Annotated in this window: 16 protein-coding genes; 5 read left to right on the top strand and 11 right to left on the bottom strand. The window is 61.8% G+C overall.

Features of this window, described 5'->3' with window-relative positions:
- Nucleotides 1–25 precede the first annotated feature (25 nt).
- A complete protein-coding gene (locus tag CKW29_RS00365) occupies nucleotides 26–2,020 on the bottom strand; it encodes an alpha-1,4-glucan--maltose-1-phosphate maltosyltransferase (protein WP_095147663.1) in 1,995 nt (664 codons plus the stop codon).
- A 186-nt stretch (nucleotides 2,021–2,206) separates the two neighbouring features.
- Here CKW29_RS00365 and CKW29_RS25750 point away from each other — a divergent pair, with 186 nt between their 5' ends.
- The 4 genes from CKW29_RS25750 (at nucleotide 2,207) to mapR (ending at nucleotide 5,916) form a co-directional block, all read left to right on the top strand.
- The gene (locus tag CKW29_RS25750) at nucleotides 2,207–2,368 is read left to right on the top strand and encodes a hypothetical protein (protein ID WP_176465286.1); all 162 of its coding nucleotides are present in this window, start codon (nucleotides 2,207–2,209) and stop codon (nucleotides 2,366–2,368) included.
- A 151-nt stretch (nucleotides 2,369–2,519) separates the two neighbouring features.
- Nucleotides 2,520–2,726, top strand: a complete 207-nt coding sequence (locus CKW29_RS00360) for a DUF3203 family protein (protein WP_095144108.1) — start codon at nucleotides 2,520–2,522, stop codon at nucleotides 2,724–2,726.
- Nucleotides 2,727–2,948: 222 nt separating this feature from the next.
- Nucleotides 2,949–4,361: a cytochrome c oxidase accessory protein CcoG gene (gene ccoG, locus CKW29_RS00355; RefSeq protein ID WP_095147662.1), complete on the top strand. Its 1,413-nt coding sequence runs from the start codon at nucleotides 2,949–2,951 to the stop codon at nucleotides 4,359–4,361.
- A 145-nt stretch (nucleotides 4,362–4,506) separates the two neighbouring features.
- Nucleotides 4,507–5,916, top strand: coding sequence for a GntR family transcriptional regulator MpaR (gene mapR / locus CKW29_RS00350; RefSeq protein WP_095147661.1), 1,410 nt, complete (start codon nucleotides 4,507–4,509; stop codon nucleotides 5,914–5,916).
- Between the two features lie 19 nt (nucleotides 5,917–5,935).
- Here mapR and CKW29_RS00345 read toward each other — a convergent pair whose 3' ends face one another.
- The 9 genes from CKW29_RS00345 to tpx form a co-directional block, all read right to left on the bottom strand.
- The gene (locus CKW29_RS00345) at nucleotides 5,936–6,211 is read right to left on the bottom strand and encodes a type II toxin-antitoxin system RelE/ParE family toxin (RefSeq protein ID WP_095144105.1); all 276 of its coding nucleotides are present in this window, start codon (nucleotides 6,209–6,211) and stop codon (nucleotides 5,936–5,938) included.
- Nucleotides 6,211–6,483 (bottom strand): CopG family ribbon-helix-helix protein, encoded by a 273-nt coding sequence (locus tag CKW29_RS00340; RefSeq protein ID WP_095144104.1) that lies wholly within the window; start codon nucleotides 6,481–6,483, stop codon nucleotides 6,211–6,213. Before CKW29_RS00340 ends, CKW29_RS00345 begins: the two co-directional genes overlap by 1 nt.
- A 139-nt stretch (nucleotides 6,484–6,622) precedes the next feature.
- Entirely contained in the window at nucleotides 6,623–7,369 is a 747-nt protein-coding gene (locus tag CKW29_RS00335) for an SDR family oxidoreductase (RefSeq protein WP_095144103.1), read from the bottom strand.
- Between the two features lie 180 nt (nucleotides 7,370–7,549).
- The gene (locus tag CKW29_RS00330) at nucleotides 7,550–9,631 is read right to left on the bottom strand and encodes a bifunctional diguanylate cyclase/phosphodiesterase (RefSeq protein ID WP_095144102.1); all 2,082 of its coding nucleotides are present in this window, start codon (nucleotides 9,629–9,631) and stop codon (nucleotides 7,550–7,552) included.
- Between the two features lie 249 nt (nucleotides 9,632–9,880).
- Complete coding sequence (locus tag CKW29_RS00325; RefSeq protein WP_095147660.1) at nucleotides 9,881–11,374, bottom strand: efflux transporter outer membrane subunit; 1,494 nt, start codon at nucleotides 11,372–11,374, stop codon at nucleotides 9,881–9,883.
- Nucleotides 11,371–14,478, bottom strand: a complete 3,108-nt coding sequence (locus tag CKW29_RS00320; protein WP_095147659.1) for an efflux RND transporter permease subunit — start codon at nucleotides 14,476–14,478, stop codon at nucleotides 11,371–11,373. The genes CKW29_RS00325 and CKW29_RS00320 overlap by 4 nt, the downstream gene beginning before the upstream one ends.
- Nucleotides 14,475–17,579, bottom strand: a complete 3,105-nt coding sequence (locus CKW29_RS00315; protein WP_095147658.1) for an MdtB/MuxB family multidrug efflux RND transporter permease subunit — start codon at nucleotides 17,577–17,579, stop codon at nucleotides 14,475–14,477. The genes CKW29_RS00320 and CKW29_RS00315 overlap by 4 nt, the downstream gene beginning before the upstream one ends.
- Nucleotides 17,576–18,892, bottom strand: a complete 1,317-nt coding sequence (locus tag CKW29_RS00310) for an MdtA/MuxA family multidrug efflux RND transporter periplasmic adaptor subunit (protein ID WP_095144098.1) — start codon at nucleotides 18,890–18,892, stop codon at nucleotides 17,576–17,578. The genes CKW29_RS00315 and CKW29_RS00310 overlap by 4 nt, the downstream gene beginning before the upstream one ends.
- A 176-nt stretch (nucleotides 18,893–19,068) precedes the next feature.
- Nucleotides 19,069–19,569: a thiol peroxidase gene (gene tpx / locus CKW29_RS00305; RefSeq protein ID WP_095144097.1), complete on the bottom strand. Its 501-nt coding sequence runs from the start codon at nucleotides 19,567–19,569 to the stop codon at nucleotides 19,069–19,071.
- A gap of 96 nt (nucleotides 19,570–19,665) precedes the next feature.
- On the opposite strand from tpx, the gene CKW29_RS25340 reads away from it, so the two are divergent.
- Entirely contained in the window at nucleotides 19,666–19,923 is a 258-nt protein-coding gene (locus tag CKW29_RS25340) for a hypothetical protein (RefSeq protein WP_141234430.1), read from the top strand.
- On the opposite strand, the gene CKW29_RS00300 is transcribed toward CKW29_RS25340, so the two are convergent.
- Entirely contained in the window at nucleotides 19,900–21,297 is a 1,398-nt protein-coding gene (locus CKW29_RS00300; RefSeq protein ID WP_159950198.1) for an insecticidal delta-endotoxin Cry8Ea1 family protein, read from the bottom strand. The genes CKW29_RS25340 and CKW29_RS00300 overlap by 24 nt on opposite strands.
- Between the last annotated feature and the right edge of the window lie 44 nt (nucleotides 21,298–21,341).

Below are 21,341 nucleotides of genomic sequence, written 5' to 3'. Positions count from 1 at the left end.
GGCAACTCCCATCAATGAGTGATCATCAAACCGATATGCGCCAGATCCCGAACGGCTGATGCCAGGGCTCGATGCGCATGAACTGATACTTGCCGTGCCAGTCCCAGCGATGGCCGTTCATCAAGTCCTCGCCGTGGGTGGTCGCGTCATCCGGCAAGCCCATATCCCACAACGGCAACTCGAAATTCGCCTCCTGGGCGTTATGCGGATCCAGGCTGACCGCCACCAGAATGAAATTGCTGCCGTCCGCGCTGCGCTTGCCGAAATACAAAATATTGTCGTTCCACGCGTTGTAGATCTTCAGGCCCAGATGCGTATGCAGCGCCGGATTCTGCCGGCGAATGCGGTTGAGCTGGGCGATCTCGGCGATGATGTTGCCCGGCGCATTGAAGTCGCGGACGCGGATCTGGTACTTCTCCGAGTCCAGGTACTCCTCCTTGCCCGGCACCGGCGCCGATTCGCACAGCTCAAAGCCCGAATACATGCCCCACAGACCCGAGCCCATAGTCGCCAGGACCGCGCGGATCAGAAACCCGGCACGGCCCGAGTCGTGCAGGAACTGCGGATTGATGTCCGGGGTATTGACGAAAAAGTTCGGTCGGTAGCACTCGCGCCACGGCGACTGGTTCAGTTCGGTGAAATAGGTCGCCAGTTCGTGCTTGGTGTTGCGCCAGGTGAAATAGGTGTAGCTCTGGGAGTAACCGACCTTGCCCAGGCGCGCCATCATCGCCGGCGTGGTGAAAGCCTCGGCGAGGAAAATCACCTCGGGGTACAGCGCCCGCACATCGCCAATCAGCCATTGCCAGAACGGCAAGGGCTTGGTGTGCGGGTTGTCGACCCGGAACAGCTTTACCCCCTCCTTCACCCAGCCCACCACAATGTCACGCAGCTCCAGCCACAGACCGGGAACTGCATCATGGGTATAGAAGTCGACGTTGACGATGTCCTGGTACTTCTTCGGCGGGTTCTCGGCGTATTTGATCGTGCCGTCCGGGCGCCAGTTGAACCAGCCCGGATGTTGCTTGAGCCAGGGATGGTCCTGGGAGCACTGAATGGCGAAGTCCAGGGCAATCTCCAGCCCATGATCGGCGGCCGCGGCCACCAGGCGCCGGAAGTCCTCACGGCTGCCCAGTTGCGAATGAATGGCCTCGTGCCCGCCCTCATCGCTGCCGATGGCATAGGGACTGCCCGGGTCATCGGGACCGGCCACCAGAGCGTTGTTGGGGCCTTTGCGAAAGCTGCTCCCGATGGGGTGGATCGGCGGGAAATACAGCACGTCGAAGCCCATGTCCTGGATCATCGGCAGGCGCGAGTGCACGTCGTCGAAGGTGCCATGCCCGGTGGGATCGTCGGTGATCGAGCGGGGAAACAGCTCGTACCAGCTGGCAAACTGCGCACGGGTGCGCTCCACGTCCAGCGGATACTCGGGGCTGAGACTGATGTAGGGGCGCTGATCGGCCGCCGCCATCAATTCGGCGCTGCGCGGATGCACAAACAGCGCCACCTGCTCGGCTTCCAGCAAGCCCGACAGCTCCTGGTGCAGGGCGACAAGTGCTTCACTCACAACCCCTTCACTGCGCTGCGAGGCGTGCTGCACCAGGTTGCGGCCTTCCTGCAGTTCCAGGCTGATCGACACCCCGCCCAGGTGCTTCTTTTCCAGCTCATGACAGAAACTGGCGAACGGGTCGAGCCAGGCCTCGATACAAAACCAGTAGTACCCGGGCGCCGCGACCTTGAACTGGCCTTGCCAGCTATTGTTACCCAGGTTGCTCATTACTTCGCTTTGCCAGCACTCATCGGCGTCATTGCGCCAGCGCACGCGCACCGCGAGCCGGTCATGACCGTCGGCAAACACCTTGCTCGTCACGGTCACCACCTGCCCTTCGATGGCCTTGACCGCAAACTGGCCGCCATCGATCACGGGCGACGTGTCCTCGATCGCAATGCGTGGCAGCAACAGCGCCTGTGACAGCGGCAGTTGCGGGTTGTAGTTCAGTTCCGTCGGTTTCCCGGTCGTCATCGAGCATCCCCCCTACGCCCCGTGGACGCGCTAGTAGCCAGTCGTGTCCTGCCTTGCGGACCCTGCTTAAGGTTCCGAGCATCGGACCTCGGGCAAAGTTCAGTCGAATCCGCACCTGCCTCGATGGAATCAATGCGCAGACACGATGGTCCATCGAATAAGCCAAGCACAAAAGAGGCCACACTGATGAGTATTCCGATCCCGCCTGAAACGCCTGATCCGAACATTGATCAACCCGTCTTGCCGCCGGACGAGCCACCCCCTGAGCCCGAGGAGGATCCGGTACCACCCGGTCCGCAACTGCCAGCGGGAGACCCGCCGAGTGAAGAGCCGCCCGCCAGGGCATAAAAGCCTGGCCGATTATCCGCACCGCTGGTGACGATCCGATGTCGGCGCACCGGCCATCGGAAAGAGGCACTGGCCACTGATCGACTGCACCGAACCACGGTGCCAGATGTGCGTCCCAAGGGATAAGATCGGCTAAGAAACGGAGAATCCCATGACGGTACGCATCGACCATCAGACCTGTTTTTTCATCACCGAAAACGGCGAAGAGATTCGCCTGGCACCCGACGTGACCCTCATCACCGACGATCAGACATTGATGTCGGCGGTCGACCTCGATGGCCAGCGGTTCTACATCACCGAAGCAGAAGCCGACGCATTGACCGTAGCAGGCGCCGTCGACGAGCGCAGACGCCTGTAGCCCGGCGGCGGTGATTCGGTGATTTACCTGACGCAGATCACGGACACCGGCAGCCCCTTGATATAGGCGCGGCTACCGCGCCTGGCGGGGTGCATCAAGTTGTCGCAGGGGCCGCTCGACGCCCCATCTGATCCGCTTTTTAATCCAATACCTGAGTCTGTTATGCAAACAGTTCGACGCTCATAGTTCACGGGCCTGATGGAGGCTGATGAGCGAAAGACCATGAGCGATAAAATCCCCGTCCGATTAGTAGAAACATTCGAGCCTTCGCGTCCAAAGATGAAGGCCAAATCCAGCGACAACCAGATTCACACCCGAAGCTTCACCGGATTGTTCCGCAACTTGCGCCTTGGCGGTGCGGGGTTTCTGTTTCTGGCGTTTTTTGGCACCGTGTGGCTGAACTGGGGCGGGCGACAAGCCGTGCTCTGGGACCTTTCGCAAAGCAAATTCCACATCTTTGGCGCGACCTTCTGGCCACAGGATTTCATCCTGCTCTCGGCGCTGTTGATCATCTGCGCCTTCGGCCTGTTCGCGATCACCGTGTTCGCCGGACGCGTGTGGTGCGGCTACACCTGCCCGCAAAGTTCGTTCACCTGGCTGTTCATGTGGTGCGAAAAGGTCACCGAGGGCGAGCGTAACCAAAGGATCAAGCTGCAGGCCGCGCCCTGGAGCCTGAACAAGCTGCTGCGCCGCTCGGCCAAACACACGATGTGGCTGGCCATCAGCGTCCTCACCGGCCTGACCTTTGTCGGTTACTTCACCCCTATCCGCCCGCTGGCCACTGAACTGCTGACCTTGCAAATGGGCGGTGTGAGCCTGTTCTGGGTGCTGTTCTTCGCCGGCGCCACCTACATCAATGCCGGCTGGCTGCGTGAGGCGGTGTGCATGCACATGTGCCCGTATGCGCGGTTCCAGAGCGTGATGTTCGACAAGGACACCCTGACCATTTCCTACGATACGGCCCGTGGCGAAAACCGCGGCCCGCGCAAACGTGACGTGAAACCGGCCGACGCCGGCCTGGGTGATTGCATCGACTGCCAGTTGTGCGTGCAGGTCTGCCCGACAGGTATCGACATCCGCGACGGCTTGCAGATGGAGTGCATCGGTTGTGCGGCCTGTATCGACGCCTGCGATTCGATCATGGACAAAATGGGCTACGCCCGTGGCCTGATCAGCTATACCTCCGAGCACGAGTTGCAAGGGGGCAAGACCCACCTGCTGCGGCCGCGCTTGATCGGCTACACCGCCGTGCTGCTGGTGATGATCGGTGCGCTGGTGCTGGCGTTGATGGAGCGGCCCATGGTGTCGCTGGACGTGAGCAAGGACCGGGGCCTGTTCCGGGAGAACAGCCAGGGGCAGATCGAGAACATCTACAGCCTCAAGGTCATCAACAAGACCCAGCAGCGCCAGGACTATCACCTGTCGTTGGTGGAGGGTGAAGGCTTCCAGTTGCAGGGCCGGACCGAACTGAGCCTGGCACCAGGTGAGATTCTCGACGTGCCGGTGTCGGTGGCCATGACCACCGACCAGGCACAGAGCAGTTCGCAGAAGATCACCTTCAAGATCACCGACAGTGACGAGCCGCAGATCTACAGCGAAGCGAAAAGCCGGTTTGTTGCGCCGATGAATCGTTGATCCCTTACACTGCGGTGCTGCCATTCGCGGGCAAGCGGAACGCCGCCCGGCCCGCTCTCACAAGAACTGCGCAATACCTGTGGGAGCGGGCTTGCCCGCGAAGAAGACACCTCGTTTTTTCTGAATGACATCTATCGGGCTTTCGATGAAACGCTACGAAAAATTCGCCGACGACATTGCCGAACTGATCCGCTCCGGGGTGCTCGGCCCCGGCCAGCGCGTGCCGTCGGTGCGCTACGCCAGCCAGACCTACGGGGTCAGCCCCTCCACGGTGTTCCAGGCCTATTACCTGCTGGAGCGTCGCGGTCTGATTCGCGCCCGCCCGCGTTCCGGTTACTTCGTCAATACACACGCGCCGAGCCCGTTTTCGGAGCCGGTGATCAGCAGCCAGGTCAACGAGTCCACTGAAGTCGACGTCAGCGAACTGGTGTTCTCGGTACTCGATTCGATCAAGGACCCGAACACCGTACCCTTTGGCTCGGCCTTCCCCAGCCCGACCCTGTTTCCCTTGCAACGGCTGTCACGCTCGCTGGCCAGCGCCAGTCGCGAGATGGACCCGCGCATGGTGGTCACCGACATGTCGCCCGGCAACCCGCAACTGCGTCGGCAAATCGCCCTGCGCTACATGGTCGGCGGCTTGATGCTGCCCATGGAAGAACTGCTGATTACCAACGGTGCCCTGGAAGCCCTGAACCTGTGCCTGCAGGCGGTGACCGAGCCCGGCGACCTGGTGGCCATCGAGGCCCCGGCGTTCTACGCCAGCCTGCAAGTGCTCGAACGCCTGAAGCTCAAGGCGGTGGAAATCCCCGTGCACCCCCGTGACGGCATCGACTTGGGCGTACTGGCACAAACCCTGGAGCGCCATCCGATCAAGGCCTGCTGGTGCATGACCAGTTTCCAGAACCCCATGGGCGCGACCATGCCCGAGGCCAAGAAGCAGGAGCTGGTGGAACTACTGCGCCGCCATCAAGTGCCGCTGATTGAAGATGATGTGTACGCCGAGCTCTACTATGGCCAGCAAGCCCCCAAGCCGGCCAAGGCCTTCGACACCGAGGGACTGGTGATGCATTGCAGCTCATTTGCCAAAAGCCTGGCCCCCGGTTACCGCATCGGTTGGGTCGCCGCCGGGCGTTACGCACAGAAAATCGAACGGCTGAAATTGATGACTTCGCTGTGCGCCTCGATGCCGGCCCAGGCGGCGATTGCCGACTACCTGCAACACGGCGGCTACGACCGTCATCTGCGCAAACTGCGCTATGCCCTCGAAGAGCAGCAAAGCGCCATGCTCGCCGCCATTGCCCGCTATTTCCCGGCCCAGACCCGCGTCAGCCAACCGGCCGGCGGCTACTTCCTATGGCTGGAATTGCCGGCACAGATGGATTCGTTGAAGTTGTTCCAGATGGCGTTGGCACAGGGCATCAGCATTGCACCAGGACCGATTTTTTCACCGACCCGGCGCTTCAGGAATTGCATCCGGTTGAATTACGGCAGCCCGTGGACTGAAGATTCTGAGAAGGCGATGGAGACACTGGGACGGATCGTACGGTCGTTCTGAGGGTTCGATGTTGTCCAGGCTATCGATCCTCGCGTGTATGCCACAGGCGCAGCAAATAGAGGGTGGAGCCCTGTATCTCGTAACGCATCTCGTAGTGGCCGATGATAATTCTGCGCACATCCCGTGGCTCAAACTCTTCAAGCCGTTCGCCAATGCGTGGATTAGCCAGCAACGTGGCTGGAGCAGCCGTGAGCTGTTGAACCGTATGCGCGGCAGCAGGTTGGTTCACCGCGGCCAGAAACTCGTACAGCCGGGCAATGTCGGAAAGCGCCTTGCTGGTCCACTTCAACTCCATCAGCGCGGAACTGGCAGCGGGGAGTCGGTACTGAGGCTATCGGCCCAGGCCTGGACAGCCTGATGATCAATCACGCGGCCAGCGTCCACATCAGCCAAGGCCTCACGGGTCAGGCGACTGCGCTCTTCTTCCTGGTCTATCCAGGCGGACAGAGCCTGCTTGACTATCCAGTTCTTTGAACGCTCCAGGCGCTCAGCGATCTCGTCAACCCTTTCGGCGAGTTCGACAGGGACATGAGCCGTCACGGATCGGGTTTTGGCAGTGGTTGCCATGATCATTACTCCAATGCCGCGCAATCACGCATCACTATGATTAAAATTCAATCATAGTTAATAACTTCGAATCGTCAAGCCGTGATGTCAGGCTCGGAGCGGCAACACACGCCATCAAAAAGGTTGGCGAGACAGGACACTAGCGCCCACCCCCCAGGTCGACAAAGGTCCCGGTGGAATAGGACGCCTTGTCCGACAGCAACCAGATAATCGCTTCGGCGACTTCATCCGGGCGACCGCCGCGGGCCATCGGAATGCCCGACTCCAGCTTGCTGACCCGATCCGGATCGCCGCTCAGGGCATGGAAGTCGGTGTAGATGTAGCCCGGGCGCACCGCGTTGACGCGGATGCCTTCTCCGGCGACTTCCTTGGACAGGCCGATGGTGAACGAATCCAGCGCGCCCTTGGAGGCCGCGTAGTCGACATACTCACCCGGTGAGCCGAGTCGCGAAGCGACCGACGAGACGTTGACGATGCTGCCACCCTGCCCACCGTGCCTGGGCGACATGCGCAACAGTGCGTGCTTGGCACAGAGGATCGGCGCCAGGACATTGGTTTTCATGATTTTCAGGATGCGGAACTCGGACATCTCCTCCACCCGCGACTTCTGGCCGACGGTGCCGGCGTTGTTGACCAATGCGGTCACGCGCCCCAGTTCCTGGTCGACCCGCTGGAACAGACTGATCACTTCATCTTCGATACTGACATCGGCGCGTACGGCGATGGCCTGGGCGCCAAGGTCGCGCACCTGCTCCAGCACCCGCTGTGCGGACTGCTCGTCGGACTGGTAGTTGATGCAGATGCGGTACCCCTGCCTGGCCGCCAGCAACGCCGTGGCGGCACCGATCCCCCGACCGCCACCGGTGATGACGATGACTTTGTCCATGCTGATCTCTCCCCCTGGTCTGAGCTGAAGCCTTGCGTGCCAAGAATACCTGCCAGCGCCGGCTTTTGCATGTCCTGGGTCAGGCAAACCCGGTATCCGGCAGGCTTGCCGAGGGCGGAAAACCCACTGCTGCCTGCCCTGGCAAGCCAGCGCCCACCGGTCAGACGAGGTTCGCGGCGATCAGCTGGCAGCCCGTTGCTCGGCGCGGTGGATGTCGACCATGAAGCGCTCGGCCGGCAACGGGTGACCCAACAGATAACCCTGCAGCGAATCGCAGCCCAACTGCGTGAGGAAGTCCTGTTGCACGCCGGTTTCCACCCCTTCGGCGACAATGCGCAAGCCCAGCGCCTGCCCCAGGGCGACGATGGCCGACACGATGGCGGCGTCGTCACTGTCGTGCTCCAGGTCACGGACAAAACCGCGGTCGATCTTCAGCTCGTTGGCCGGCAGGCGCTTGAGGTACATCAAGCTGGAATAGCCGGTGCCAAAGTCATCGATGGACAGGTCGACCCCCATGTCCGACAGCTGCTGGAGTACCGTCATGCTGGCGTCTGCATCGCTCATGGCGGTGGTCTCGGTGATTTCCAGGGTCAGGCTGTTTGCCGGCAGGTCATGGGCCGCCAGGGCGTTGGCAACGCTTTGCACCAGGCCTTCGTGACAGAACTGCAAGGCCGACAGGTTGACCGCGATGCGCCAGTTGGCATACCCCTGAAGGTGCCACTGACGCATCTGCCGGCAGGCTTCGTTGAGTACCCACTCACCAATCGGGATGATCAACCCGGTTTTTTCCGCAAGCTCGATGAAGCGGTCCGGCAGCATCATGCCCTGGGTCGGGTGCTCCCAGCGCAACAGTGCTTCGGCCCCCACCGGCTGACCGTTGCTGGCGTCAAACTTGGGTTGGTAGTAGAGGCTGAAGTGCTGGTGCTCGACCGCGTTGCGCAGGTCCTGCAACAGCTGCAGCTGCCGGCGCGCATCAGTGTTCATCGACGCATCGAAGAACCGGTAACCGTTCTTGCCGGTGCCCTTGGCGTGATACATCGCCGCATCGGCATTCATCAGCAGCTCTTGCGGCGTTGTGCCATTACCGGGATAGATCGCGATACCAACGCTGGCGGAGATCTGCAGATCGTGCTCCCCGACCCGGAAGGCACGCGCGATCAGCCCCACCTGCCGTGCGGCCAGACGCAAGGCATCGTCCGCTTCGGCGAGCTGCACCAACAGGACGAACTCGTCCCCACCGATGCGCGCCAGGGTGTCCTGGCTGCGCAAATCCTCACGCAGGCGAACGCCCACCTCGCACAACAACTGGTCGCCCATATGGTGACCAAAGGCGTCGTTCACCGGCTTGAAGCCGTCCAGGTCAATGAACATCAGCGCAAAGCAGCCGCCCTGCTCCTGCACCCGCTGCATGGCCTGGTCGATACGGTCGGCCAGCAACACGCGGTTGGGCAGCCCGGTGAGCGTGTCGTGCAAGGCCAATTGGGTCAGTTCACGGTTGGCCAGGGTCAGGGAATTGGCCAACTCGGCGGTACGCGCCTCAAGGCGCGCATCGAGGATGGAGGTCAGCAGCGCGATGCTCAGCACCGCCAGAGTGGTGACCAGTACCAGGTTGTCCAGGCCCTTGCCGCTCAAGCCATCGAGGGCGGCGCCGCAAAAGCTGCCGTCGGCGAATTGCGCGGCAGCCATCCCGGTGTAGTGCATGCCAACGATGGCAATGCCCATGATGATCGCCGCCCCGGCCCGGGCAAAGCGCACGTACGGGGTGTTCTGGCGCAACCGGAAGGCGATCCACAGTGCCGCGGCCGATGCCCCGACGGCAATCGCCAGCGAGGCACCGAACAGGGTCGGGTCATAATCGATGCCGGGAGTCATGCGCAGGGCGGCCATGCCGGTGTAGTGCATGGCACTGATCCCGGCGCCCATGATCAAGGCACCAAATGCCAGTTGCCAGGCCGGCAGGCGTGGCTGGCTAACCAGCCACAGGGCAAAGCCACAGGACACCACCGCAATCACCAGCGACAACGCGGTGATTGCGAAGTCATAGCCCAGGTTGATCGGCAAACTGAAGGCCAGCATGCCAATGAAGTGCATGGACCAGACCCCGATCCCCATGGCCAGGGCGCCACCGGCCGTCCACAGGTGGACCGCCCGCCCCTTGGCCGTGGCGATACGGCCGGTCAGGTCCAGTGCCGTATAGGACGCAAGTATCGCTACGCAGAGCGAGATAAGAACCAGGGCGGGGGAATAGCTACCGATGAGCATCAGACTTCTCGACAAAGCCCTACCATGCTGCGTCCGTGCTCGTGGGGCGAAAGTGGGCGATTGTACTGATTCCGTCGCCGAACGCACCTGCAAAGTAGCCAAAAGGCCAGTAGTCGGACGAAAAGTCTGTAACAAGCCCAGACATGCCCTTACGGGATGTAAGGGTGTGTTCCAGAAGGGGTCGAAATCGCGCTTTCATGTGGCGAGCGAGCTTGCTCGCCACGGGGTGGGCTGCACCATCATCGATGCCTATTTGCTTGCGCTGGCCTGCAACTGCCCGTCCCATCCGCCACCCAGCGCGGCGATCAGCTGGACGCTGGCGATCAGGCGACTCTGCTGCAAGCTCAGGACGCTGCGCTCATTGCTCAGGGCCGTGGCCTGCACCACCACCACGTCAAGGTAGGCGATCAGCCCGGCCTTGTACTGGTTCTGGGTCAGGCGCAGCGACTCACGGGCGGCGTCCAGCGCTTGCTGACGCACCACCGCTTCATCTTCGAACACCTTGAGCTGTACCAGGTAGTTTTCCACCTCGCGGAAACCATCGAGCACCGTCTGGCGGTACTTGGCCACGGTCTGGTCGTAGACCGCCTCGGTACGGTCGACTTCAGCCGTTCGCTGACCGCCGTCGAACAGGGTCATGGCCAGTTTCGGTCCCACCGACCAGAAACGGTTCGGCAAGCTGATCAGGTCGGCCGAGGTACTGCTGCTGTAGCCACCGGACAAACTCAGCGACAGGTCCGGATAGTAAGCGGCCTTTGCCACGCCAATGTTGGCGTTGGCGGCGATCACCGAGCGTTCGGCGGAGGCGATGTCCGGGCGCCGCTCCAACAGTTGCGACGGCAGGCTCACCGGCACTTGGGGCAAGGCCGGGATGGTCTGGATTTCCGCCAGGCTGAACTGCGCCGGTGGCAAGCCCATCAGCACGGCAATGGCATTCTCGAATTGCGCGCGCTGCCAGATCAGGTCAATCAGGTCGGCCTGGGTGCTTTTGAGCTGGGTTTGCGCCTGGGCCACCGCATCCTTGCCGGACACACCGGCGCGGTACTGGTTTTCGGTCATGATCAAGGAGCGCTGGTAGTTGTCCACCGTGGCTTGCAGCAGGCGCTTTTGCTGATCGATCACCCGCAGCTGCAGGTAGTTCTGCACCAGTTCCGACTGCTGGCTCAGGCGCATAGCCGCCAGGTCGGCGAAGCTCGCTTGGGCGCTGGCCTCATCGGCTTCCAGGCCCCGACGCAGCTTGCCCCAGATATCGGCCTCCCAGCTGACGCCCAGCTCCGTACTGTAGGTGTTGCGGATGCCGCTGCTGGAGTTGCTCAGGCTCGAACTGCTGCTGCCGGAGCCCTGGCTGGAACGGGTTTTGCCGCCACTCAGGTCGACCGTCGGATAGAACGCACCACGGGCACTGCGCACCAGGGCCTGGGCCTGACGGTACTGCGCTTCGGCTTGCACGACGGTCTGGTTGGAACGGTTGAGCGTGTCGATCAGGCCGTTGAGCTGTTGATCGCCATACAGCTCCCACCAGGCACCCCGCGCCAACGCATCGCTCGGAGTGGCCTGACGCCAGCCTTCAGCCTGCTCGTAGTGGGCCTGCGAGGCGACGCTCGGACGCTGGTAGTCGGGGCCAATGGCGCAGGCGCTGAGCATCAGGGCACTGAGGGACAGGCTCAACAACCGCGAGCCACGGGCCGTGACCAGGCGCCGGGTCGACAGGGTGTCGAGGTTGAATGGGCAGCGGTCAGTCATAGCGCGGTTTCCAGGGCAGCATCGGTACGAACCCCACGCCAGCGGTTGACCCGATGGCGCAAACGGTCGAGGTAAAGGTAAACCACCGGGGTGGTGTAAAGCGTCAGCACCTGGCTGAAGATCAGCCCGCCGATGATGGTCAGGCCCAGGGGCTGGCGCATTTCCGCGCCCTCGGCGCTGCTGAGCAACAGCGGCAAGGCGCCGAGAATGGCCGCCAGCGTGGTCATCAGAATCGGGCGCAAGCGCAACAGGCAGGCACTGCGGATCGACTCCAGGGGCGCCATGCCCTGTTGGCGCTCAAGTTGCAGCGCCAGGTCGATCATCAGGATGGCATTCTTTTTCACCACGCCGATCAGCAAGAACAGCCCCAGCAGGGAGATCAGGCTGAACTCGCCCCCCAGCGCGTAGATCGACAGCAGCGCGCCCACCCCGGCCGAAGGCAAGGTGGAGAGAATGGTCAGCGGGTGTACGTAGCTTTCATAGAGCACCCCCAACACCAGGTACACCGCCAGCAACGAGCCAAGGATCATCCACGGCTGGCTCTTCTGGGTGGCGGCGAAGGCATCGGCGGTACCGGCCATCTTGGCAATCACTTCTTCCGGCAGGCCGAGCCTGGCAATCGCCCGCTCGATCGCGGCACCGCCCTGCTCCACGCTCACCCCTTCAGCCATGTCGAACGACACGCTTTCGGAGGCGAATTGCCCTTCATGGCTGACGCGGTCGTTTTCCAGGCTGTTTTCGTAGTGGGCAATGGCTGAAAGGGGAATCCGCGCGCCGGTCGAGGTGATCACCTGCACCTGATTGAGGGTGATCGGGTCCTGGGCGTACTTGGGATTGACCTCCATCACCACCTGATACTGGTTCAGGCTGTCGTAGATGGTGGAAATCTGCCGCTGGCTGTAGGCGTTGTTCAGCACCGAGGTGACCATGTCCATGTCGATGCCCAGGCGCTTGGCCTGGTCGCGGTCGACCACCAGTGTCACCTGCGCCGCCCCGGCCCCTTCCCGGGCGTCGATGGCGGTCAGCTCCGGCAACGCCTTGAGCGCGGTCACCACTTTCGGGTACCACTCGCGCAATGCCGACAGGTCGCCGCTCTGCAGGATGTAGCTGTACTGGGACGACTGTTGCTCGCGGCCGCCGCCAAACTGAAGGTCCTGATCGGCCATCAGCATCAACTGGGCACCGGGTACCTTGGGCATTTCCTTGCGCAGGCGCTCGATGACCTTCTGCGCCGACAGCTTGCGCTCCTTGACCGGCTTCAGGCGTACCAGCATGAAGGCGTTGTTGATGCCGTTGCTGCCGCCAATAAACCCGGCGACGCTTTCCACGGCCGGGTCTTTCAACACCGCACGGCGGAAGATCTCCATTTTCGGCTGCATCACACTGAAGGACAGCCCGTCGTCGCCCCGGACAAAACCGATCAGTTGACCGGTGTCCTGCTGGGGCAGGAAAGTTTTCGGGACCACCACATACAACGCGACGTTGACGCCAATGGTAATGAACAGGCTGAACAGGGTCAGTCGCGGATGCCGCAGCACCCAGTCCAGGCTGCTGGCGTAGTGCTTGACCATCCAGTCGTTGGCCTTGCGACTGCCCCGCTGCAGGCGGTTGTCCCGACCCGGCGTGTGGGGTTTGAGCCAGCGGGCACAGAGCATCGGGGTCAGGGTCAGGGACACCACCAGCGACACCACGATCGCCGCCGCCAGGGTGATCGAGAACTCGCGAAACAGGCTCTCGATGATCCCGCCCATGAACAGGATCGACAGGAACACCGCCACCAGCGACACGTTCATCGACAACAGGGTGAAACCGACTTCCTTGGCCCCCAGGTAGGCGGCCTTCATCGGCGCAATACCGTCATCGATGTGCCGGGAGATGTTCTCCAGCACCACGATGGCATCGTCCACCACCAGGCCGGTGGCGAGGATCAGCGCCATCAGCGACAGGTTGTTCAGGGAGAACCCGTAGAGGTACATCACCGCAAAGGTGCCGACCAATGACACCGGCACCGCCAGCGTGGGAATCAACGAGGCGCGGAAGTTGCCAAGGAACAGGAACACCACCAGGATCACCAGCGCCACGGCGATCAGCAGGGTCATTTCCGCTTCATGCAGGGTCGCCTTGATCACCGGCGAGCGGTCCATCGCCAGGTTCAGTTTGACGCTGGACGGCAACACGGCCTGCAACGCGGGCAACTGGGCCTTGATCTCGTTGACCGTCTCGATGATGTTGGCGCCGGCCTGGCGGTTGATCACCAGCAACACCGCCGAGTCGTCGTTGAAGAAGCCACTGTTGTAGCGGTCCTCGACGCCATCGGAGACCTTGGCCACATCGCTCAGGCGCAACACCGATCCGTTCTGGTAGCGAATGATCAGCGGCTCGTAGTCCTTGGCCCGTTCCAACTGGTCGTTGGCCTGCACCTGCCACATGCGCTGGTCGTCTTCGATCGAGCCCTTGGGCCGGCGCACGTTGGCGTTGGCGATGGTGTTGCGCACGTCATCCAGGGCCACGCCGTACTGGTTCAGCAGTTGCGGCTCAAGCTCGATGCGCACCGCCGGCAGGGAGCTGCCGCCGATCTGCACTTCACCCACACCCGGCACCTGGGACAGGCTTTGCGAGAGGATGGTCGAGGCCAGGTCATACAGCTGGCCTTTTTCCAGCACGTCGGAGGTCAACGACAGCACCATGATCGGCGCCTGGGACGGGTTGACCTTCTTGTAGGTGGGCATGCTGCGCATGCCGCTGGGCAGCAGGTTGCGCGAGGCATTGATCGCCGCCTGCACTTCCCGCGCCGCGCCATTGATGTCGCGGTCCAGGTCAAATTGCAGGATCACCCGGGTCGAGCCCTGGCTGGAGCGGCTGCTCATGGTATTGACCCCGGCGATCGCACCGAAGGATCGCTCCAGCGGCGTGGCCACGGTGGACGCCATGACCTCGGGGCTGGCACCCGGCAAACTGGCCTGGACCACGATCACCGGGAAGTCCATTTGCGGCAAAGGCGACACCGGCAACAGGCCGAAACTGACGCCACCCAGCAGCATGATTGCCAAGCTCAGCAACATGGTCGCTACCGGGCGCTTGATGAAAGGTCCAGACAGGTTCATGGCTGCTCTACCGACTCCAGACGCTCAGGCGCACGCCGCCAGCGTCGACCGAGACGGTCGAAATACAGATAGATCACCGGCGTGGTAAACAGCGTCAATACCTGGCTGACCAACAAGCCGCCCACCATCACCAACCCCAGGGGTTGGCGCAGTTCAGCGCCGGAACCGGTGGCGAGCATCAAGGGCACCGCCCCGAACAGGGCCGCCAGGGTGGTCATCAGGATCGGCCGGAACCGCAGCAACGCCGCCTGATAGATCGCCGTCGCCGGGTCCATGCCTTGATTGCGCTCGGCCTCCAGGGCGAAGTCGATCATCATGATCGCGTTCTTCTTGACGATGCCGATCAGCAGGATGATGCCGATAATGGCGATCATCCCCAGGTCGTTGCCACTGAGCAGCAACGCCAGCAAGGCGCCGACAGCGGCCGAAGGCAAGGTGGAGAGAATGGTGATCGGGTGAATGTAGCTTTCGTACAGCACCCCCAGCACGATGTACATGGTCACCACGGCCGCCAGAATCAGCAGCAAGGTGCTCGACAGCGAAGCCTGGAAGGCCTGGGCCGCACCCTGAAACTCGGTCTGCACCCCGATCGGCATGCCGATTTCCTGTTCGACCTGTTCGATCAACGCCACCGCTTGCCCCAGAGCCACCCCGGGCGCGAGGTTGAAGGACACCATCACCGCCGGGAACTGGCCGATATGGGCAATCGCCAGCTGGGCCTGGCGCTCTTCGATCCGGGCCAGGCTGGACAGTCGGACCTGGCCGCCGTCGGTGCTCTTGACGTAGATCTGCTCCAGCGCCTGCGGACCGATTTTCTCGCCATCCCTGGCCTGCAATACCACGCGGTACTGGCTGGCCTGGGTGTAAATGGTCGAGATCTGCCGCTGGCCGAAGGCGTCGTACAGCGCGTCCGTGATGTTGGACACCGACACCCCGATGCGCGAGGCCGCGTCCCGGTCGATCACCAGGTACACCTGCAAGCCCTTGTCCTGCAGATCGCTGGCGACATCGGTCAGCTCGGGCTGGCGGGCCAGCGCTTCGACCAGGCGACCACTCCACTGACTGAGCAGTTCGGCATCCGGAGACGACATGCTGAACTGGTACTGCGTGCGGCTGACCCGGTCCTCGATGGTCAGGTCTTGCACCGGCTGCATGAACAGGCGAATGCCCACCAGGGTGTCCAGTTGCGGCTGCAGGCGGCTGATGACCTCGGTCGCGCTCAGGTCGCGTTCCCGGTGGGGCTTGAGATTGATCAGCAAGCGGCCGCTGTTGAGCGTGGCGTTGTCGCCATCCACGCCGATATAGGAAGAAAGGCTCTGCACCGCTGGGTCCTTCAGGATGACCCTGGCCAATTCCTGTTGACGCTCACTCATGGCCGCGAACGAGATCGACTGCGGCGCTTCGGAAATACCCTGGATCACCCCGGTGTCTTGCACCGGGAAGAAGCCCTTGGGCACCACCAGGTACAGGACCACCGTCAGGCCCAGGGTGGCGATGGCGACCAACAGGGTCAGCGGCTGGTGCTTGAGGACCCATTGCAACTGCCGGCCATAGGCTGCGATCAGCCAGTCGATCCACGCACCGCTGGCCCGGTAGAAACGGCCCTGCTCTTCAGGCTTGGGTTCACGCTTGAGCAGGCGCGCGCACATCATCGGCGTCAGGGTCAGCGAGACCACCAGGGAAATCAGGATGGCCACCGCCAGGGTGATGGCGAACTCGCGGAACAACCGCCCGACCACGTCCGCCATGAACAGCAGCGGGATCAACACCGCGATCAGCGACAACGTCAGCGAGACCAGGGTAAAGCCGATCTGCTTGGCGCCCTTGAGCGCTGCCTGCAAGGGGCTGTCGCCCTCCTCAATGTAGCGCGAGATGTTTTCCAGCATGACGATCGCATCATCCACCACAAAGCCGGTGGCGATGGTCAGGGCCATCAAGGTCAGGTTATTGACCGAGAACCCGGCCAGGTACATCACCCCGAAGGTGCCGATCAACGACAAGGGCACGGCAATCGACGGGATCAGGGTGGCGCTGGCGCGACGCAGGAACAGGAATGTCACCATCACCACCAGGGCAATGGCAATCAGCAGTTCGTGCTGCACGTCGGTGACCGAGGCCCGAATGGTCTGGGTGCGGTCGGTCAGCACCACGACGTCGAGGCCGGCCGGCAGGTTATCGGTGATGCTCGGCAACAGGGCCTTGATCCGGTCGACCACCTCGATCACGTTGGCCCCGGGCTGGCGCTGGATGTTGAGCAGCACCGCCTGGTTTTCATTGGCCCAGGCCGCGAGGCGCTCATTCTCCGCGCCGTCGACGATCTGCGCCACATCCTTGAGCCGCAACGGCGCGCCGTTGTTGTAGGCCAGGATCAGCTCGGCGTAATCCTTGGGCGAGGTCAGCTGGTCGTTGGCGTCGAGCATCGACACCCGGGTCGGGCCGTCGAAGTTGCCTTTGGGCTGGTTGACGTTGGAGGCGCCGATCAGGCTGCGCACGTCCGACAGGTTCAAGCCGCTAGCCGCCAGGGCCTGCGGATTGACCTTGATCCGCACCGCCTGGCGTTGACCGCCGGCAATGCTGACCATGCCGACGCCACTGATCTGGGCGATCTTTTGCGCCATGCGCGTGTCGACCAGGTCATTGAGCTTGGGCAGCAGCATGGTCTTGGAGGTGATCGCCAGGGTCAGCACCGGGGTGTCCGCCGGGTTGACCTTGTTGTACACGGGAGGCGCCGGCAGGTCGTTGGGCAGCAGGTTGGTCGCGGCATTGATCGCCGCCTGCACCTGCTGCTCGGCCACGTCCATGTTGATCTCGAGGTTGAAACGCAGGGTGATCACCGAGGCGCCGCCGGAACTGGTCGAGGCCATCTGGGTCAGGCCGGGCATTTGCCCGAACTGGCGCTCCAGGGGCGCGGTGACCGCACTGGTCATCACATCCGGGCTGGCGCCCGGGTACAGGGTCATGACCCGGATGGTCGGGTAGTCGACCTGCGGTAACGCCGACACCGGCAACAGCCGATAGGCGATCAAGCCAGCCAGGACAATGGCCAGCATGCTCAGGGTCGTGGCAACCGGCCGCAGGATGAACAGGCGCGAGATGTTCATGCGCCGCCCTTGAGGGCCTTGCCGGTGGCAGCGGGTGCGGAGGCGCCATCAGTGGCCTGGCTGTGCAGGCTGTCCGCCGGCGATGCCGGTACCGTGTCGCTGTCGTTGACCACTTCGACCTCACTGCCCTCTTTCAAGCGGTCTGTGCCTTCCAGGACCACCCGATCACCAGGCTTCAGGCCCTCCAGGATCACGGTGTTGTCGCCGTCGCTGGCGCCAATCTTCAAGGTGCGGATGGTGACCTTCTTGTCACCGTCCAGGGCATAGACGAAGGTGCCGTTGGTGCCGAACTGAATGGCCGCCGAAGGCGCCAGGATCACCCCCTTGAGGGTGTCGGCGAGCAGGCGGACGTTGACGAACTGATTGGGGAACAGCGCCTGGTCGCGGTTGTCGTAGCGCGCCTTGAGCTTCAGGGTGCCAGTGGTGGTGTCGATCTGGTTGTCCAGGCTATGCAAGAGGCCACTGGCCTGCAGCTTGTTGTCGCCACGGTCCCAGGCCTCGACCGGCAGCCTGGCGCCGGAGCGGTAACGGGCCAGCACCACGTCCAGGCTGTTTTCCGGCAGGGTGAACACCACGCTGATCGGCTGGGTCTGGGTGATGATTGCCAGCGCGGTGGTGTCGTTGGCGGCCACCAGGTTGCCGACATCGAGCTGCCGCAGACCAACCCGACCGGTGATCGGGGCGCGGATTTTGGTGAATTCAAGGTTGAGCTTGGCGTCGTTGACCGCCGCCTGGTTGGTCTTCACCGTGCCCTGATACTGCCCCACCAGCGCGGCGGCGGTGTCCAGGGTCTGCTTGGCGATACTGTCTTCGGCATACAGGCCGCGATAACGCTCCAGGTCCACCAGGGCATTTTTCAACTGTGCCTGGTTCTGCAACAGGGTCCCTTCGGCCTGGAGCAAGGCATTCTGATAAGGACGCGGGTCGATCTCGGCCAGCAGGTCGCCGGCCTTGACCATCTGCCCTTCTTCAAAGGCGATTTTCACCAGTTCGCCGCCGACCCGGCTGCGCACATTAATGGTGTTCAACGCCGTGACCGTGCCCAGCGCCTTGTAGTACAGCGGGAAATCCCCCAGCACCGCCGGGGCCACCCGTACCGGCACCGCCCCCGTCGCGCCGCCAAATCCGGGGCGCATTCCGCCTGCCCTGCCGGCATGGCCGTTCGCGGCTTTTGCCGCGGCGCCGTCCTTTTGCGTCGCCGCGCTTGGCCAGAACATCCAGCACAGGCCGGCAATGACCAACAGAACCAATAGGCCGAACAGCCAGCGACGAGGATTACGGGAAGCAGAGGATTGCATGGAGTGATCAACCATTGGGCGCGTGGGCATCTTGATACAGGAGGCTGAACGATAAGCACTAGTGGCTTATAAGCAAAGCGCCTTTACCGGCAATTTACCTTCAGCTGACGATTGCGAGTGTTTGCTAAATTACTGAAGCACAAATGAAAACGGCCTGGGCAGTGCCAGGCCGTTAACAATTGTAAACGCGATTATTTCAGAACGGACAACGCCGCCGCGTAGTTCGGCTCGTCAGCGATTTCCTTGACCAGTTCGCTGTGCAGCACGTTGTCGTTTTCGTCCAGCACCACCACCGCGCGCGCGGTCAGGCCTTTGAGCGGGCCGTCGGCAATCGCCACGCCGTACTGCTCGATGAACTCGGCGCCGCGCAGGGTCGACAGGTTCTTGACGTTTTCCAGGCCTTCCGCGCCGCAGAAGCGCGCCTGGGCGAACGGCAGGTCAGCCGAGATGCACAGCACAACGGTGTTGGCCACGTCATTGGCCTGGGCGTTGAACGTGCGAACCGAGGTGGCGCAGGTCGGAGTGTCAACGCTTGGGAAGATGTTCAGTACTTTGCGCTTGCCGGCGAAGCTCGCCAGGGTCACGTCGGACAGATCGCCTGCCACCAGGGAAAAGGCTGGTGCCTTGGTACCGGCTTGAGGCAGTTGGCCGTTGACTTGAACCGGGTTGCCTTTGAGGGTGACTTGAGCCATGAGCGGTATCCTTTTGAATGGAGTGATTATGAATCATCGCTTGGTGGTGCGAGGACGCAAAGTTAACCACGAATGCGTCATCGAGCCTATCCCGGCATGTCGGCACTTCGCCGTCGAGCATTATGTCAGTGTGAACTGATAAATGGCTCTATCAAGATCCAGGTGCAGGTAGCGCTTTCTCACGGCACGGTGCTGATTAATGACCGCGTTGACCTGCACTGGGAGAGCGAGTTTGCCGACGGTCAGGCGGTCACCAACGACCCTCTGACCGTCGGCATTGTCACGTTGTCTGTGCCACGATCGTCCGGCGCGACAGATGATCAAATCCTGTCATCTAGCTATCCACTCAAGTAACTGCGGTGCGATCTTTGGAGCGATCGCGTCGAACGCTGCTAGGGATATCGAGGTGGCGCCCTGATCGATCAACTGAAATCCGAGTACGCAACCACTCACAGCCCCTTCAGCCGCCCTTTCTCCTTGGCCTATGGCTCGAACCGAGGACAGCCTGTGCCCGGAAAAGGCACTTCGAAATACGCGGGGTGAGGTCCCATCGGGGGCTCTTCCCACCCCTGTCCAGCGTCCAGCGCTGCGAAAGTTCATGTGGAAGACACCTGCAGTAGATTGCGTAACGACCTCGTCGATGTAGCGTCCAACAGGAACGTCATGGACAACACCGTCCTTTGAGCCGGAACTGGTTCTGCTACCGTCCGCATAGCTTTCTTCGAAGCCGAAGATGAAACGCGTGCGCCATTGACTCTTGTCCCATACCTTAAGCGCATTCAAGGGCGACTGCGGACGCTCCCATACCGGGATCGCATCAGGAGCACGATTCTTGGAGTCCCACCAACCGAGGACTGGCGTGTACACTTCGCGATCAAGCTTTATGAGAGACTTGCCAGGAAAACGAATCGGGTCAAACCCGCTCCATGTATCTCGAAAATCAATGACAGTGATCTGATAGTGAGCCTTTGTTTCCAGCATGGCTGACAGCGGCATGTTCCTGCCGTACCAACCGACTCCGTTCGGATTATCGCGTCGTGTTTTGTCGATTGCAGCGGCTACATGAGTGTCCACATACGTGGAGTACTGTTTGATCAGGGCGATCATTTCGTCTGCGAGTCTGGCCACATGCGCGTCCTCGAGGCCAATTTCCTTACCCTTTAGCACCATGTCTCTAAGTAAGGCTAGATGGAGAGTGGCGGCAATTGCAAACAGGGGCAGCAGTGCCGATTCCTCTCCACTGAGTTGAAACCCCGGCAGCATGGCGGTGAACTGCGTATTGGCCGCAATGCTCTGTGCGAGGATCGTCTGATTGTTTCCGGTTTCAACAGCAGTCTTGTATAGCCTGCTCACATTCGAAAGACCAACCAGATCCCGCTGAACCGTTCTCATCAATGCATCTGAAATTTTCGCATCGATCAGACGCCCCCACATCTGCTCCGGCGACTCACCGGTGTCTGGTATGAATAGCGCGCCCAAGTATGATAGAAGTCCACCGACGACAGGGACAAGATTCACCCCACCGAGAATGCTGTGTCGCAGGGCATCATAGAATTGCTCAGGCATGCTGGAAGGTAACACGTGGCTTTGCATGAGTGGATCGCCATTCGAGTCGACGAGCCCAGTGTTCGTTTGAACTGCCGCACCCGCTACGGCTCCCTGCAGGAGCTGCCTCCGTTCCAGTAATGCCCTAACGTTGGTCACTGTATTATCTTTATTACGAACCATCTCAACGCTCCTTGTTTTCAACAGCGTTATGCTGCCGGTAGCAC

It is taken from the genome of Pseudomonas sp. Irchel s3a18, assembly GCF_900187535.1.
In the GTDB taxonomy this organism is placed as follows: domain Bacteria; phylum Pseudomonadota; class Gammaproteobacteria; order Pseudomonadales; family Pseudomonadaceae; genus Aquipseudomonas.
Note: the sequence above shows the minus strand (reverse complement) of the source record. Positions and strands in the feature narration are given on the sequence as shown.

Bases quoted from the DNA above. Each gene is read 5' to 3' on its own strand.
- CKW29_RS00365 (WP_095147663.1), bottom strand. From the start codon at position 2,020: ATGACGACCGGGAAACCGACGGAACTGAACTACAACCCGCAACTGCCG.
- CKW29_RS00360 (WP_095144108.1), top strand. From the start codon at position 2,520: ATGACGGTACGCATCGACCATCAGACCTGTTTTTTCATCACCGAAAAC.
- CKW29_RS00310 (WP_095144098.1), bottom strand. From the start codon at position 18,892: ATGGTTGATCACTCCATGCAATCCTCTGCTTCCCGTAATCCTCGTCGC.
- ccoG (WP_095147662.1), top strand. From the start codon at position 2,949: ATGAGCGATAAAATCCCCGTCCGATTAGTAGAAACATTCGAGCCTTCG.
- CKW29_RS00325 (WP_095147660.1), bottom strand. From the start codon at position 11,374: ATGACTGACCGCTGCCCATTCAACCTCGACACCCTGTCGACCCGGCGC.
- CKW29_RS00320 (WP_095147659.1), bottom strand. From the start codon at position 14,478: ATGAACCTGTCTGGACCTTTCATCAAGCGCCCGGTAGCGACCATGTTG.
- CKW29_RS25750 (WP_176465286.1), top strand. From the start codon at position 2,207: ATGAGTATTCCGATCCCGCCTGAAACGCCTGATCCGAACATTGATCAA.
- mapR (WP_095147661.1), top strand. From the start codon at position 4,507: ATGAAACGCTACGAAAAATTCGCCGACGACATTGCCGAACTGATCCGC.
- CKW29_RS00330 (WP_095144102.1), bottom strand. From the start codon at position 9,631: ATGCTCATCGGTAGCTATTCCCCCGCCCTGGTTCTTATCTCGCTCTGC.
- CKW29_RS00315 (WP_095147658.1), bottom strand. From the start codon at position 17,579: ATGAACATCTCGCGCCTGTTCATCCTGCGGCCGGTTGCCACGACCCTG.
- CKW29_RS00340 (WP_095144104.1), bottom strand. From the start codon at position 6,483: ATGGCAACCACTGCCAAAACCCGATCCGTGACGGCTCATGTCCCTGTC.
- CKW29_RS00300 (WP_159950198.1), bottom strand. From the start codon at position 21,297: ATGGTTCGTAATAAAGATAATACAGTGACCAACGTTAGGGCATTACTG.
- CKW29_RS00335 (WP_095144103.1), bottom strand. From the start codon at position 7,369: ATGGACAAAGTCATCGTCATCACCGGTGGCGGTCGGGGGATCGGTGCC.
- CKW29_RS00345 (WP_095144105.1), bottom strand. From the start codon at position 6,211: ATGGAGTTGAAGTGGACCAGCAAGGCGCTTTCCGACATTGCCCGGCTG.
- CKW29_RS25340 (WP_141234430.1), top strand. From the start codon at position 19,666: ATGTCGGCACTTCGCCGTCGAGCATTATGTCAGTGTGAACTGATAAAT.
- tpx (WP_095144097.1), bottom strand. From the start codon at position 19,569: ATGGCTCAAGTCACCCTCAAAGGCAACCCGGTTCAAGTCAACGGCCAA.